Origin of the sequence: Pseudomonas sp. R62 (assembly GCF_000257605.1) — a bacterium.
Taxonomy (GTDB): Bacteria; Pseudomonadota; Gammaproteobacteria; order Pseudomonadales; family Pseudomonadaceae; genus Aquipseudomonas; species Aquipseudomonas atacamensis.
The window spans coordinates 523,489-538,486 of sequence record NZ_JH635998.1 but is presented as its reverse complement, the minus strand read 5'-3'; the positions used below and the strand labels follow the sequence as shown (position 1 = coordinate 538,486).

Annotated in this window: 13 protein-coding genes and 1 pseudogene; 8 read left to right on the top strand and 6 right to left on the bottom strand. The window is 60.6% G+C overall.

Annotated elements, in window-relative coordinates:
• The 4 genes from hrpA to OQK_RS03870 all read left to right on the top strand — a co-directional run.
• Nucleotides 1–2,372 (top strand): ATP-dependent RNA helicase HrpA (hrpA, locus tag OQK_RS03885; RefSeq protein ID WP_038860524.1); only part of this gene is annotated, 2,372 nt, incomplete at its 5' end.
• Between the two features lie 452 nt (nucleotides 2,373–2,824).
• Nucleotides 2,825–3,946, top strand: a complete 1,122-nt coding sequence (locus OQK_RS03880; protein ID WP_016771207.1) for a beta-ketoacyl-ACP synthase III — start codon at nucleotides 2,825–2,827, stop codon at nucleotides 3,944–3,946.
• Between the two features lie 135 nt (nucleotides 3,947–4,081).
• Nucleotides 4,082–4,693 (top strand): RNA polymerase sigma factor, encoded by a 612-nt coding sequence (locus tag OQK_RS03875; RefSeq protein ID WP_016771206.1) that lies wholly within the window; start codon nucleotides 4,082–4,084, stop codon nucleotides 4,691–4,693.
• A complete protein-coding gene (locus OQK_RS03870) occupies nucleotides 4,687–4,923 on the top strand; it encodes an anti-sigma factor family protein (protein WP_016771205.1) in 237 nt (78 codons plus the stop codon). The genes OQK_RS03875 and OQK_RS03870 overlap by 7 nt, the downstream gene beginning before the upstream one ends.
• 143 nt (nucleotides 4,924–5,066) lie before the next feature.
• Here OQK_RS03870 and OQK_RS03865 read toward each other — a convergent pair whose 3' ends face one another.
• Nucleotides 5,067–6,389, bottom strand: a complete 1,323-nt coding sequence (locus tag OQK_RS03865) for a putative porin (RefSeq protein WP_016771204.1) — start codon at nucleotides 6,387–6,389, stop codon at nucleotides 5,067–5,069.
• A gap of 281 nt (nucleotides 6,390–6,670) precedes the next feature.
• On the opposite strand from OQK_RS03865, the gene OQK_RS03860 reads away from it, so the two are divergent.
• Entirely contained in the window at nucleotides 6,671–7,795 is a 1,125-nt protein-coding gene (locus OQK_RS03860) for a GNAT family N-acetyltransferase (protein ID WP_016771203.1), read from the top strand.
• 117 nt (nucleotides 7,796–7,912) lie between these two features.
• On the opposite strand, the gene OQK_RS03855 is transcribed toward OQK_RS03860, so the two are convergent.
• The 4 genes from OQK_RS03855 to OQK_RS03840 all read right to left on the bottom strand — a co-directional run bounded on the left by OQK_RS03855 (nucleotide 7,913) and on the right by OQK_RS03840 (nucleotide 12,142).
• A complete protein-coding gene (locus OQK_RS03855) occupies nucleotides 7,913–9,745 on the bottom strand; it encodes an ABC transporter ATP-binding protein (protein WP_016771202.1) in 1,833 nt (610 codons plus the stop codon).
• 88 nt (nucleotides 9,746–9,833) lie between these two features.
• Nucleotides 9,834–10,397 (bottom strand): peptidylprolyl isomerase, encoded by a 564-nt coding sequence (locus OQK_RS03850; protein WP_016771201.1) that lies wholly within the window; start codon nucleotides 10,395–10,397, stop codon nucleotides 9,834–9,836.
• A gap of 3 nt (nucleotides 10,398–10,400) precedes the next feature.
• The gene (locus tag OQK_RS03845; RefSeq protein WP_016771200.1) at nucleotides 10,401–11,204 is read right to left on the bottom strand and encodes an alpha/beta fold hydrolase; all 804 of its coding nucleotides are present in this window, start codon (nucleotides 11,202–11,204) and stop codon (nucleotides 10,401–10,403) included.
• A gap of 14 nt (nucleotides 11,205–11,218) precedes the next feature.
• Complete coding sequence (locus OQK_RS03840) at nucleotides 11,219–12,142, bottom strand: LysR family transcriptional regulator (RefSeq protein WP_016771199.1); 924 nt, start codon at nucleotides 12,140–12,142, stop codon at nucleotides 11,219–11,221.
• Nucleotides 12,143–12,191: 49 nt separating this feature from the next.
• Between OQK_RS03840 and OQK_RS03835 the strand changes: the two genes are divergently transcribed.
• The 3 genes from OQK_RS03835 (at nucleotide 12,192) to OQK_RS03825 (ending at nucleotide 14,585) form a co-directional block, all read left to right on the top strand.
• Entirely contained in the window at nucleotides 12,192–12,506 is a 315-nt protein-coding gene (locus OQK_RS03835) for a hypothetical protein (protein WP_016771198.1), read from the top strand.
• 251 nt (nucleotides 12,507–12,757) lie between these two features.
• Entirely contained in the window at nucleotides 12,758–13,357 is a 600-nt protein-coding gene (locus OQK_RS03830; RefSeq protein WP_016771197.1) for an FMN-dependent NADH-azoreductase, read from the top strand.
• 361 nt (nucleotides 13,358–13,718) lie between these two features.
• Nucleotides 13,719–14,585, top strand: a complete 867-nt coding sequence (locus OQK_RS03825) for a carboxylate/amino acid/amine transporter (RefSeq protein WP_016771196.1) — start codon at nucleotides 13,719–13,721, stop codon at nucleotides 14,583–14,585.
• 106 nt (nucleotides 14,586–14,691) lie between these two features.
• Here the strand turns inward: OQK_RS03825 and OQK_RS03820 are convergent.
• Nucleotides 14,692–14,998: pseudogene (locus tag OQK_RS03820) on the bottom strand (mechanosensitive ion channel domain-containing protein); the annotation flags it as partial.

The following is a 14,998-nucleotide window of genomic DNA, read 5'->3' as shown; positions in this document are numbered from 1 at the left end:
TCGGCAGCTTGCAGGAAGTGCTGATCGTCGCCAGCGCCATGTCGATTCAGGACCCGCGCGAGCGTCCACCGGAGCGTCAGCAAGCGGCGGATCAGGCCCATGCGCAATGGAAGGATCCGGATTCCGACTTCGCCGGGCTGGTCAATCTGTGGCGTGGTTTTGAAGAACAGCGCCAGGCGCTGACCGCCAACCCGCTGCGTAACTGGTGCCGGAAGAACTTCCTCAATTACCTGCGTTTGCGCGAGTGGCGTGATTCTCATCGTCAGTTGAGCCTGATCTGCCGCGACATGCAGCTGAGCCTGAACAAAGAGCCGGCGGATTATCCGAAGCTGCACAAAGCGGTACTGGTCGGATTGCTCAGCCAGATCGGCCAGAAAACCGAAGACGGCGATTACCTCGGCGCCCGCCAACGGCGCTTCTGGATTCATCCGTCGTCGGGCATCGGCAAGAAGCGCCCGCAGTGGCTGATGACCGCTGAGCTGGTGGAAACCACCAAGCTTTACGCGCGCATGGTCGCCAAGATCGACGCCGACTGGATCGAACCGCTGGCCGGGCACCTGATCAAGAAGAACCACTTCGAGCCGCATTGGGAAAAGAAGCGCGGCCAGGTCGTCGCCTACGAGCAGATCACCCTGTTCGGCCTGATCGTCGTCGGTCGTCGCCCGGTGCATTACGGCCCGGTCGATCCGGTGGTATCCCGTGAGCTGTTTATCCGCGAAGGCCTGGTGCGCGGCGAGATTCAGTCGCGGGCCAAATGCCTGAGCGCCAATCAGAAACTGCTCGAGCAGCTCGACGAACTGGAAGCCAAGGCTCGCCGTCGCGACATTCTCGCCGACGAAGAAACTTTGTACGCCTTCTACGATGCACGTCTGCCGGCGGAGATCCACCAGACCGCGACCTTCGACAGTTGGTACAAGGTTAACAGCCAGAAAGATCCGCAACTGCTGATCATGCGCGAAGAAGACGTGCTGGCCCGCGAGGCCAGCGAAGTCACCGCCCGTGATTACCCGGATACGTTGCACATTGGCGATCTGGAACTGGCGCTGACTTATCATTTCGAGCCCAATCACCCGCGCGACGGCGTGACCTTGCGGGTGCCGGCGCCGTTGCTGCCGATGTTGCCGCCGGAGCGTCTGGAATGGCTGGTGCCGGGCTTGATTGAGGCCAAATGCATAGCCCTGGTGCGCAACCTGCCGAAAGCCCTGCGCAAGAACTTCGTGCCAGTGCCGGACTTCATCAAGGCCGCGTTGCAGCGCATGACTTTCGCCGAAGGTTCGCTGCCGCAAGCGCTCGGTCGCGAGCTGCTGCGCATGACCGGCGCGCGGGTCAGCGATGAAGCGTGGGGGGAAGCGGCGCAGCAGGTTGAGAGCCATCTGCGCATGAACCTCGAAATCGTCGATGGCCAGGGCAAGTTCCTTGGCGAAGGCCGCGATCTGGCTGAGTTGACCGCGCGCTTCGCCGAAGCCAGCCAGGCCGCGCTGGCGGTGCCGCAGAGTGCGAAGAGTCAGCAACCGGTCGAGGCAAAAGTCTTTGCCCCGGTGGCGGAAAAGACCCAGCAGAAGATCGCCGGGCTGTCGATGACGGTGTACCCGGCGCTGGTGGAAGAGGGCGGCACGGTCAAGGAGGGACGCTTCTCTACCCCCGCCGAGGCCGAGTTCCAGCATCGTCGCGCCTTGCAGCGTTTGCTCATGCAGCAACTGGCCGAGCCGGCGAAATTCCTGCGCGGCAAGTTGCCCGGGCAGACTGAACTGGGCTTGCTGTATCGCGAACTGGGCCGGGTCGATGCGCTGGTCGAAGACATTCTGCTGGCCAGCCTCGACAGCTGCATTCTCGAAGGTGAAGACCCGTTGCCCCGCGATGGCGCCGGATTGGCGGCATTGGCCGAACGCAAACGCGGCAACTGGACCGAGCACGCCGAGCGGGTTGCGCGGCTGACGCTGGAAATCCTCAAGATCTGGCACGGTCTGCAAAAACGCTTCAAGGGCAAGATCGATCTGGCGCAAGCGGTGGCACTCAACGACATCAAGCAACAGATCGGCAATCTGGTCTATCCGGGTTTCGTCCGCGAAACGCCGATGCAGTGGCTCAAGGAGTTGCCGCGTTATCTGAAAGCGGTCGAGCAACGTTTCGAGAAACTCGGCGCACAGGTGCAGAAGGATCGCGTCTGGAGTGGCGAACTCGCTGGCCTGTGGACGCAATACCAGACCCGCGCAGCCAAGCATGCGCAGGAAGGCAAGCGCGATCCGCAGTTGGAGTTGTACCGCTGGTGGCTGGAGGAATACCGCGTGTCGCTGTTCGCTCAACAATTGGGGACGAAAGTGCCGATCTCCGACAAGCGCCTGAGCAAACAGTGGAGCCAGGTCGAGCCCTGACCTGCAGCCATACACAATCCCCCTGAGGAAGCGGTCTTTGTGGCGAGGGGATTTATCCCCGCTGGGTGGCGAAGCCGCCCCAAGACCTACGCCTCGGTTCATCGATCGTTCCCACGCTCTGCGTGGGAATGCCTCTGGGGACGCTCCGCGTCCAGTGACGCGGAGCGTCACGGGCTGCATTCCCACGCGGAGCGTGGGAACGATCATCAAAAGATCGCAGCCTTCGGCAGCTCCTGCAGGGATCGAGTTGAGCAGGAGAAAGGCGCCAAAATTCTGGGTTTATGGCAAACTTCGCCACCATAACCCGCCGTTTCGCGACCCAGAGCCTTCGGCCGTGTCGCGCTGCGGAATAAAACGATGCCAGGTTTGCGTCCCCCGGATGGGAATAGACCCTTTGCGTGTTGGTACGACGGTTCCAGCACTTTCTGCCTGAACAGATTAGAGAAACGACCATGCATAACGTCGTCATCAGCGGCACCGGCCTGTACACACCGGCCAACAGCATCTCCAACGAAGAGCTGGTGCAGTCTTTCAATACCTACGTCGCCCAGTTCAACGCCGATAACGCCGAGGCGATTGCCAGCGGTGAAGTCCAGGCCCTGACCGAATCTAGCGCCGCGTTCATCGAAAAAGCCTCGGGCATCAAGAGCCGCTTTGTCATGGACAAGGACGGCATCCTCGATCCGCAACGCATGGCCCCGCGCCTGCCCGAGCGTTCCAACGACGAATGGTCGGTGCTCTGCCAGATGGCGGTTGGCGCGGCTGAACAAGCCCTGCAACGAGCCGGCAAAACCGCCGCCGACATCGACGGCGTGATCGTCGCCTGCTCCAACCTGCAACGCGCCTACCCGGCCATCGCCATCGAAGTCCAGGAAGCGCTGGGCATTGAAGGTTTCGGTTTCGACATGAACGTGGCGTGTTCTTCGGCCACCTTCGGCATCCAGGCCGCCGCCAACAGCGTACAGCTTGGCCAGGCGCGGGCGATCCTGATGGTCAACCCGGAGGTCTGCACCGGGCACCTGAACTTCCGTGATCGCGACAGCCACTTCATCTTCGGCGATGCCGCGACTGCGGTGATCATCGAGCGCGCGGATCTGGCGACCTCCCCGTACCAGTTCGACGTGGTCAGCACCAAACTGCTGACCAAGTTCTCCAACAACATCCGCAACAACTTCGGCTTCCTCAACCGAGCGGCGGAAGAGGGCATCGGTGCCCGCGACAAGCTGTTCGTGCAGGAAGGCCGCAAGGTGTTCAAGGATGTCTGCCCGATGGTCGCCGAACTGATTGGCGAGCACCTGGAAGAGAACCAGCTCAACGTCGGCGACGTGAAGCGATTCTGGCTGCACCAGGCCAACCTGAGCATGAACCACCTGATCGTGCGCAAGCTGCTCGGCCGCGAAGCTACCGAAGAAGAAGCCCCGGTGATTCTCGACAGCTACGCCAACACCAGCTCGGCCGGTTCGGTCATTGCCTTCCACAAATACCAAGATGATCTGGCCTCGGGTTCGCTGGCGGTGCTCAGCTCCTTCGGTGCCGGTTACTCGATTGGTAGCGTGTTGCTGCGCAAGCGCTGAAACAGGTTAATTTCCCCTTAATCGCGTCGATCTTTCCTACATTCGAAGCGATTGAAACGCTGTAATTTTTCGGACGTCGCGGCAGGTGCACACCTGCCGCGTTCATTTTCGAAGTCCGGACAAGGGGATTGATGGATGGCGGCTGACGACACCCAACTGCTCACGCGCCTGCTGGCGGGGGAGCAAAAGGCTTTCAAGGAACTGGTCACCACCTATCAGAGCGCCATGCGCGCCGTGGCTTACGCGATTGTCGGCCAGCGTCATGTCGAGGAAGTGGTGCAGGATGCCTGGCTGTCGGTGGTGCGCCATCTGGCCAGCTTCGAAGGCCGTTCCAGCCTTAAGACCTGGTTGCTGACCATTACCGCCAATTCGGCCAAGAGTCGCTACAAGCTCAATCGCCGGGAAGTGTTGCTCGATGACTTGCCAGCACCTCACGGCACCATCGGTGACGATCGATTTTCCTCGAGCGACGGTCATTGGCTGGTCGCGCCATTTGCCTGGCATCAGGACACCCCAGAGGCGCTGCTCACCGAAAACGAACTGCGCGAATGCCTCGAACACACGTTGCTGAGTCTGTCCGAGTTGCAGAGCAGTGTCCTGCTGTTGCGCGAACGCCAGGGGCTGGAGCTGGAAGATATCTGTAATCTTCTGGAGATCTCGCTCTCCAATGTCCGCGTGCTGCTGCACCGGGCACGCTTGAAGGTCTTCGCGACCGTGGAACATTTTGAGGAGACAGGAGAATGTTGACCTGCAAGGAGCAAGTGGCACGATCCAGCGATTATCTCGATGGCCAACTGAGCTTTCGCGAGACGCTGATGGTGCGTCATCACCTGTTGTTCTGCCCCAACTGCCGGCGCTTCATGCGGCAGATGCGCGTGATGCAGGCAACCCTGAAGGCGCTGCCGGAACAACCGGAAGAGGGAGTGGATGCTTTGGCTGAGCGTCTGGCGACGCAGAGGCGCGACGACAGTCCTTGAAAGAGTCAGCCCGGGGCAGCGTCAGCGAACGGATGATGGGGATCGCTGGCATTGCACCGGGCTGCAGGACATCAGCTTCGAACGACAAGTCGCAAGGGGAGCGGTGACTTGCAGCTTGTCGCTCGAAGCTTGTAGCTGTTTTCTTAGAACTTCGCTTCAGCATCCAGCTGCAGGGTGTTGGCATCTGCATCGCGCTGGCTGCGGCTGGCGAAGTCGGCCTTGGTCAGGAAGTACGTGGCGCCGACGGCGAAGTTCTTGTCGATGTCGTAACCGACCTTGAACTTGTGCCCGCGCGAACCGGTGGTGCCGTTGGCAAAGTCGGAGTCGGTGAAGGCGCCGACCACGGCGTTGCGCTGCACGTCGCGATAGTTGTAGTCGAGGTTGAAGCCGAAGACTTTCGACTTGGCGCCGAGCAACCATGCGGTGTCTTGATCGGTTACGGCATCGTTGTTCTTCACGTACTGGCCGTAGAACGACAGCGGCATTGGCAGGCCGCCGATGTCGATCTGGCTGAACCCTTCATACAGACGGAATTCGTTGTCGGCCGAGTTGCCGTTGACTGCCAGCGCGCACGGCGTCGAGGTGCCGGTGCAGCGGCTGTCATCGTCGTTCTGGTAAGCGTAAACGCTGCCGCCGACGGTCATCTTCAGGTTGTCGGTGATGTTGAAGCGGCTGCCCAACTGGCCAGCGGTCAGGCGCAGGTCGTGGCGGAATTGCACGCCGTCGCCGTCAACGTTGTCCTTGAGGTTGTAGTTACCCAGGCTGCCGAACAGTTCGGCGCTGCCGCCCAGTGGGTATTTGTAGGTAACGGCCAGACCTTCCGGGTTGATGTCGCTGTCCCAGATCACGTCGCCCATGCTTACCCATGGTTGCAGCATCTTGCCGCCGATCACGTGCAGGTTCTTGATCTGATCCGGGTGATAGTCGATGTAGCCGAGGTCGAGCCAGATCTGCTTCTTGTCGAAGTAGTTGTCCTGATCCTGGTTGGTCGAGCGCGCGTCGTCACCGCCGCCGGTGGCGATACGGATACCGGTGTCGACTTGCGGGTTGATCTCGGTATAGGCGCCCAGACGCGCACGGATGCGCTGGCGGTCCTTGTCGCGGCCGCCGTTGTTCGGCTCGCCGTCGATCTTGATGGTTTCCTGACGGATACGGACGTCGCCCTTGAACTGGGTCTTGGCCGCCCAGGCCAGTTTCTGATCGAACAGGCTCTGTTCGTTGGTCTTCTTCGCGACCGCCGCCACTTGTTCGTTGGTTTCCTGCTGCGCCTGTTGGGCGATTTGCTGAGCCTTCTGATCCTTGGCCAGTTCTGTTTGCAGCTCGATGTACTGCGCCTGGGAAATCGACCCGTTGGCCTTGAGCATGTCGAGCAGTTTGGCGTCGACTGCAGCACTGGCCGGAACGCTCATGGCCAGCAACAAGCCGCCGCACAGGGCCGCTGCAGTTTTCGTGGAAGCAAGACGCATAGCAATCTCCGAAGATGAAGGGGATGGCTGAACCATCCTGGGCACAACCGGCCTGAAGGCCGGAAAACTGTGTCCGGGTTAGAACCCGGCGCTCTAAAAACAGGCGCCAGTATCGCGATGGTTTATGACAGGGCGGTGGCACAGTGATGGCAGGTTGATGACGATGCGGATCAGGCGTGAACTATCGAGTTAGAGCGCTGTCGGCCGATTGAGCGTGTGCAACGGGGTCGCGATCAGCGATACTCGCCGGGCTTTGTCGCCAAGCTGTGGAGTGCCAGTGAATGCCGTTGCAACGCCTGCAAGACCTGTCAGAAATCGCCCCGGCAAGCTGGGATGCGCTGGTGCCGGACAACCAGCCGTTCCTGCGTCACGCCTTCCTCAGCGCGCTGGAAGACAGCGGCAGTGTCGGCCCGCATACAGGCTGGCAGCCCGAACATTTACTGCACGTCGAAGATGATCGACTGATCGCCGCACTCCCCAGTTATCGCAAGTGGCATTCCTACGGCGAGTACGTCTTCGATCACGGCTGGGCCGATGCCTGCGCCCGCGCCGGCATTGATTACTACCCCAAACTCCTGACTGCCGTGCCCTTCAGTCCGGTCAGCGGCCCGCGCTTGCTGGCGGCAACAGTGGAGGACGGTTTCGAACTGCTGAAAAGCCTGACCGGCTATTTGCAGATCGAAGAGCTCTCCAGCGCGCACATCAATTTCACTGATCCGTTTACCGATGCGGCGATGGCCGAGCAACCGGGCTGGCTGCAGCGCATCGGCTGTCAATATCACTGGCAGAACCGTGATTACCGCGACTTTCAGGACTTCCTCGACGCCCTCAGCTCTCGCAAGCGCAAGCAGATGCGCAAGGAACGCGAGCAGGTGGCGGGGCAGGGCTTTGAGTTCGAGTGGTTGGAGGGGCGTGAGCTGGGCGAGGCGCAGTGGGATTTCGTGTACGCCTGCTATGCCAACACCTACGCGGTGCGGCGTCAGGCGCCATATCTGACGCGCGAGTTCTTCAGTCTGCTGGCTGAACGCATGCCCGAAGCGATTCGCGTGGTCTTGGCCAAACAGGGCTCACGGCCGGTGGCGATGGCGTTCAGCCTGGTCGGTGGCGACAGTTTCTACGGGCGTTATTGGGGCTGCCTGGCCGAGTTTGATCGGCTGCATTTCGAGACGTGTTTCTACCAGGGCATGGATTACGCGATTGCCCAAGGCATCCAGCGTTTCGATGCCGGGGCACAGGGCGAGCATAAGTTGATTCGCGGCTTCGAACCGGTGATCACCCATTCCTGGCATTACCTGCGCCATCCGGGGCTGAAAGCGGCGGTGAAGGATTTCCTCCAGCAGGAGCGCGCCGGGGTTCTGGCCTATGCCGAAGAGGCCCGCACCGCGTTGCCTTATCGCCAAACCTGACCATGATCGTTCCCACGCTCTGCGTGGGAATGCAGGCCGTGACGCTCCGCGTCACTGGACGCTCCGCGTCCCTTGAGGCATTCCCACGCGGAGCGTGGGAACGATCATATCGCGCGATCAATCGATACCGACAAACCCTCCGGTCTGGTGCGCCCACAACCGTGCATACAAACCACGATGGGCGAGCAGTTCGGCGTGGGTGCCGCTCTCGGCGATCTTGCCGTTTTCCAGCACCACCAGACGGTCCATGCGCGCGATGGTCGAGAGACGGTGGGCGATGGCGATCACGGTTTTGCCCTGCATCAAGGTCTCGAGGCTTTCCTGAATCGCTGCTTCGACTTCCGAATCCAGTGCCGAGGTGGCTTCGTCCATGATCAGGATCGGCGCGTCCTTGAGCAGCACCCGCGCAATCGCGATGCGCTGGCGCTGACCGCCCGAGAGTTTCACCCCGCGCTCGCCGACATGCGCGTCGAAACCGCTGCGGCCTTCAGCGTCGGATAGCAGTGGAATGAACTCATCGGCGCGAGCCTTGTGCACCGCCTCCCACAGTTCGGCGTCGGTGGCGTCGGGTTTGCCGTAAAGCAAGTTGTCACGGATCGAGCGGTGCAGCAGCGAGGTGTCCTGAGTGATCATGCCGATCCGCGCACGCAGGCTTTCCTGGCCGACTTCGGCAATGTTCTGCCCATCGATCAGGATGCGCCCGCCCTCGACGTCGTACAGGCGCAGCAACAGGTTGACCAGGGTTGATTTGCCAGCGCCGGACGGGCCGATCAAACCAATTTTTTCCCCCGGTTTGATGTTCAGGTTGAGGTCGCCGATGATCCCGCGCTTCTTGCCGTAGTGAAAATCCACGTGCTCGAAAAGCACTTCGCCCGAGGCCACGGCCAGCGGTTTGGCCTGCTCGCGGTCGGTGACGCTGACCGGTTGCGAAATGGTGCGCAGACCGTCCTGAACCATGCCGATGTTTTCGAAAATGCCGGTGACCACCCACATGATCCAGCCGGACATGTTGACGATACGAATCACCAGGCCGGTGGCCAGGGCAATCGCGCCGACGGTGATCAGCGACTGCGTCCACAGCCACAACGCCAGCGCGGTGGTGCCGACGATCAGCAGGCCGTTCATGGTAGTGATCGCCACGTCCATGCTGGTCACCACGCGACCGGCCATTTGCGCTTTGACGGTCTGTTCTTCGATGGCTTCCTTGGCGTAGTGCTGTTCGAAGTTGGTGTGGGCAAACAATTTCAGCGTGGCGATGTTGGTGTAGCCATCGACGATGCGCCCCATCAGTTTCGAGCGCGCGTCAGAGGCTTCCACCGAGCGCTCCTTCACCCGCGGCACGAAGTAATACAGCGCGCCGATGTAAGCGACGATCCAGGTCAGCAACGGGATCATCAGGCGCCAGTCGGCCTCGGCGAACAGCACCAGCGAACTGATCGCATAGATCACCACGTGCCACAGCGCGTCGACCGCTTGCACGGCAGAATCGCGCAGTGAGTTGCCGGTCTGCATGATGCGCTGGGCGATGCGCCCGGCGAAGTCGTTCTGGAAGAAATTCAGGCTCTGTTTGAGCACGTAGCTGTGGTTCTGCCAGCGGATCATGCTGGTCATGCCGGGGCTCAGGGTCTGATGCACCAGCAGGTCGTGCAGGGCAAAGAAGATCGGTCGCAGCACCAGAGCGACCACCAGCATCCAGGTCAATTCGAGGGCGTGGTCGCTGAAGAAATTCGGGTTGGGCGTGCCTTGGGCCAGATCGATGATGCGGCTCAGGTAACTGAACAACGCTACTTCGATCAACGAGGCAAACAGGCCGATGACGAGCAGGGCAGCAAAACTTGGCCAGACCTGCTTCAGGTAATAGACGTAGAAGGGCCAGACGCGGTCCGGCGGGGACGCCGTCGGGGCGTCGCGGAAGATATCGATCAGTTGTTCGAAACGGCGATAGAGCATCAGATAACCGCCCGGAATCCGGGCTCTCCTTTTATCAGTGCGAGCGGCGCAGGCTCAGCCCCACGCCGCTCGATATGCCCGGCGAAACTCAGTCGATGCGCTTGGCCGACTTGATGATCACAGGGTCGACAGGCACGTTCTGCATGCCTTGTTTGGTGGTGGTCTGCGAGTTGACGATGATGTCCACGACGTCCATGCCCTTGACCACTTTGGCGAACACCGCGTAACCGGCGTCGCGACCCGGGTCGAGGAACGCGTTGTCGGCGACGTTGATGAAGAACTGGCTGGTCGCCGAATCAGGGTTGGAAGTACGCGCCATCGACAGGGTGCCGCGAACGTTGTGCAGGCCATTGCTGGCCTCGTTCTTGATCGGCGCCTTGGTTTCTTTCTGTTGCATCTGCTGGGTGAAGCCGCCGCCCTGAGCCATGAAACCCGGGATCACGCGGTGGAAAATGGTGTTGTTGTAGAAGCCGCTGTCGACGTATTCAAGGAAGTTCTTCGTGCTGATCGGTGCCTTGACCGGGTCCAGTTCGATTTCGATCTGGCCGTTGGTGGTGTCCAGCAGCACGTGAGGCGCCTTGGCCGGGGTAGCAGCCATCAGGTTGGCGGCAAACAGTACGGAGCCGGCGGCGAGGGCGAGTTTTTTCAGCATGGGTCAGTGATCCTGAGAGTGAAGGTCGGCTGTGGCGAGAAAATCCAGCAGCGTGTGATTGAAGCGTTCGGGTTGATCGAGCGGGGTGGCATGGCGCGAGTCGTCAATGACCACCAGCCGCGCATCCGGCAGCAGTTTTACATAGGTTTCCTTTAACGCCACCGGTGTGTAGTCACGGTCGGCGCTGATGACGAGCGTTGGACAGGACACCCGGGAAAGTCGTTCCTGAACGCCCCAGCCCACGATCGCATCGAAGCTGGCGAGATAAGCACGTTTGTCGTTTTTTGCCCAGCGTTCGGCCATTTTCCGTCGCAGATCGGCCTGTTCCGGCTTGGGGAAAAGTTTGCTGCCGAGGGCTTTGCCGATGGTTTCCAGGCTGAGCAGGCGCATCAGGCTCCAGCGTTTGAACCACTGCCAATAATCATCGCGGCTGCGCAATTTGACCTGTGGCGCGCTATTGACGATGGTCAGGCTCTTGAGCGCTTGCGGCTGATCGACAGCCAGTTGAAAGCCGATCATTCCGCCCATCGACAGCCCGACATAGTGCACCGGGCCGAGGCGCAGGTGTTCGATCAGGGCGAGCAGGTCGGCGCTGAATGCGGCGATGCTGTAGCGCTCGCGGGGTTTGTCCGAGCGCCCGTGGCCGCGAATGTCCGGGACGATCACCCGGTAGTACGCGGCCAGCGCGGGGATCTGCATTTCCCAGTCCAGGGTGCTCGAGCCGAGCCCGTGAACCAGCAGCAACGGCGCACCGTGGCCATATTCCTCGTAGTGCAGGTTGCAACCTTCGTGCTCGAAATACGCCATCGGTGAACTCCGTGTCAGGCTTGTTCAGGTGCGGCAAACGGTGCGTCCAGCGGCAAGGTGTCGAAGGTGCGCAGCAGTTCGATGAGGATTTGCGTGGCTGGGCCCAAGGGTTTGTCCTTGTTCGAATACAGATAGAAACTCGAATTGCGGCTGCCGCCTCGGTCCAACGGTAGCAGCTTGAGCGAACCATCCTTGAGTTCGCGGTCGATCATGTGCCGCGGTAGCCAGGCAAAGCCCAGGCCGCTGCTGACAAAGGTCGCGGCGGTGGCGAGGCTGCCGACGGTCCAGCGCTGTTCGGCGCCGAGCCAGCCGACATCGCGCGGCTGCTGGCGGCCGGAGTCGCGGATCACCACTTGCATCTGGGTTTCCAGATCCTGAAAGCTCAGCTCGCGGTTGAGCCGATGCAGCGGGTGATCAGGGTGGGCAACGGCGACGAACTCGACATCGCTCAACTCCGCACCCAGGTAGCCGGGAATGCTCAGGCCGGTGATGGCCAGGTCCGCCACGCCTTCGAGCAGCACTTCCTCGACCCCCGACAGCACTTCCTCGCGCAGACGCACGCGGCAGCCGCGACTCTGCGGCATGAACGCGGTCAGGGCACGGACGATCCGCGCGCTCGGGTAGGCCGCATCGACCACCAGCCGCACTTCCGCTTCCCAGCCTTGCTCCATGTGATGGGCGAGGTCTTCGAGTTGGCTGGCCTGTTTGACCAATTGCCGCGAACGGCGCAGCAATACGCCGCCGGCCTCGGTGAGCACGGCTTTGCGCCCGTCGATGCGCAGCAACGGCACACCGAGCTGATCCTGCATGCGGGCGACGGTGTAGCTCACCGACGATTGCGAACGGTGCAGGGCCTCGGCGGCCTGTGCGAATCCGCCGTGGTCGACCACGGCCTGCAACGTTCGCCATTGATCAAGGGTCACGCGGGGCGCTTTCATCAATAGCTCCTCTTGTCCTAAGCTGGCCGTCCCTCATGGAGACTGCCGAATGAAAAAATTCTGTTGTGTGGTGCTGGCGCTGCTGCCGTTGACCGCGTTTGCCTATCCGATCGACGTGCAAAAGGATCTCAACGGCATGAAGATCGATTACGAGACTTACGACACGGACAACGACATCGGCTCAATCCGCGTGGCCAATTACGGTGACGTCGATGCGACCTGCCGAGCGGTGTTCAGCAACGGCCCGGAAGCACCGCGCACCCGCAGCATCGATGTCCCGGCGGGCAAGCATAAAAACGCTACGGCCAAGTTCACCCGCGAGATCATCAAGCTGCGCATCAAACTGACCTGCACCCCGAAATAAGCTCGGTACTCTGAACACCTTGGGTTCCATTGTGGGAGCGAGCCTGCTCGCGAAGACGGAGTGTCATCCAGAGATGATGTGACTGACATTCCGCTTTCGAGAGCAGACTCGCTCCCACAGGGGATATGGGTTTAGCTTATAAACGAATTTATCGATGGATTACAGCGGATATTTGCGCTTTTTCATCGATTAGACTCTGTTTAACCTTCACTCCATCGACTTACAACATTCTCGGATGGAGGCTACACACCATGTCCCGCGTTCTGATCATCGAAAGCAGTGCCCGCCAGCAAGACTCGGTTTCCCGTCAACTGACCCAGACCTTCATCGCTCAGTGGAAAGCCGCGCACCCTGCCGATCAGATCACCGTGCGTGACCTCGCCGCGAACCCGGTGCCGCATCTGGACGCCAACTTGCTCGGTGGCTGGATGAAACCCGTCGAGCAGCGCAACGACAGCGAACAGGCGTCGCTGGACCGCTCCAACCAATTGACTGATGAGCTGCTCGCCGCTGACGTGCTGGTGATGGCTGCACCGATGTACAACTTTGCGATCCCGAGCACGCTAAAGGCCTGGCTGGATCATGTGCTGCGCGCCGGGGTGACCTTCAAGTACACCGAAACCGGTCCGCAAGGTCTGCTCAACGGCAAGCGCGCCTTTGTCCTGACTGCTCGCGGTGGTGTGTATGCCGGTGGCCCGGCGGATCATCAGGAACCGTACCTGCGCCAGGTGATGGGTTTCATCGGGATCAACGACGTGACCTTTATCCATGCCGAGGGCATGAACCTGGGCGGTGACTTCCAGGAGAAGGGCCTGAATCAGGCCAACGCCAAACTGTCTCAGGTCGCTTGATCGGTTAATCGCCAGATAATCGCTGGATGGTCTAGTGACCTGGCGCAACCCCTTCAAGGTTCCCCGCGCATCGAACCTCCCTTTGCACTTCTGCTCCTGAGTGCTGTAGCCCGATTGAACGCTTTAGCGAGATCGGGCTTTTTTTTGTCTGCGATTTTTCTGAACACTGCACATCCGAATTTCACATAAGTCCCTGTGGGAGCGGGCTTGCCCGCGATGGCGGAGTGTCAGTCGACAAATACTTGCCTGACCCTCCCTCATCGCGGGCAAGCCCGCTCCCACAGGGATTTGTGTTGTTCGAGGGTTCGCGGTCTGGCGCAAAACCCGCTATCGTCGCCGCCATTCGATTTTCGAGGCGAGCATGGGCTATCTACTTTTTGTCACGCTGATCCAGGCGTTTTCCTTCAGTCTGATCGGCGAATATCTGGCCGGGCATGTCGACAGTTACTTCGCGGTGCTGGTGCGTGTGGTGCTGGCGGGGCTGGTGTTTATACCGTTGACACGCTGGCGTTCGGTGGAGCCGGCGTTCATGCGTGGCATGTTGCTGATCGGCGCGTTGCAGTTCGGGGTGACTTACGTCTGCCTTTACCTGAGCTTCCGTGTGCTGACGGTGCCGGAGGTGTTGCTGTTCACGATTCTCACGCCGCTGCACGTGACGTTGATCGAAGACGCGCTGAACCGCCGCTTTAATCCGTGGGCATTGGTTGCTGCGCTGGTGGCCGTGGGCGGTGCGGCGGTGATTCGCTTCGACAGCATCAGTCCCGACTTCTTCATGGGCTTCCTGCTGCTGCAACTGGCCAACTTCACCTACGCCGCCGGGCAAGTGTTGTACAAGCATCTGGTGGCCAAGCATCCGAGCGATCTGCCGCATTACCGCCGTTTCGGTTATTTCTACCTGGGCGCATTGGCGGTGGTGCTGCCGGCGTTCCTGTTGTTCGGCAAGTCGAACTTCCTGCCGGAAGCGCCGCTGCAATGGGCGGTGTTGCTGTTTCTCGGGCTGGTGTCGACGGCGCTGGGTCTGTACTGGTGGAACAAAGGTGCATGCATGGTCAACGGCGGCACACTGGCGGTGATGAACAACCTGCATGTGCCGGTGGGATTGTTGTTGAATCTGCTGATCTGGAATCAGCATGAGGAACTGGGGCGGTTGTTCCTTGGTGGGGGTGTGATTCTGGCAGCGGTGTGGATCAGTCGGTTGGGTATCCGCAAATCCCCGGCCGCCGCATAACCCCTGTGGGAGCGAGCCTGCTCGCGAAGGCGTTGGGTCAGATAAGTATGGGTCAACTGACACATTGCATTCGCGAACAGGCTCGCTCCCACATTTGATCTTTGGGTTACATCAGGTGTTTTTCCGGCTCCGGAATACTCGCCGAGCCCAACACCGCTGGCAGCAAGCCTGCGCGCAAATCCCCGCCACTCGGCTGTTGATACAGGCTCAACCCGAACTCCGGCAGCACCGCCAGCAGGTAATCGAAAATATCGCCCTGAATCCGCTCGTAATCGGCCCACACCGTGGTGCGGGTGAAGCAGTAGATTTCCAGCGGAATGCCCTGCGCGGTGGTCTGCATCTGCCGGACCATGCAGGTCATGTTCGGCTGAATCTCCGGGTGGCTCTTCAGATACGCCAGCGCATAGGCGCGG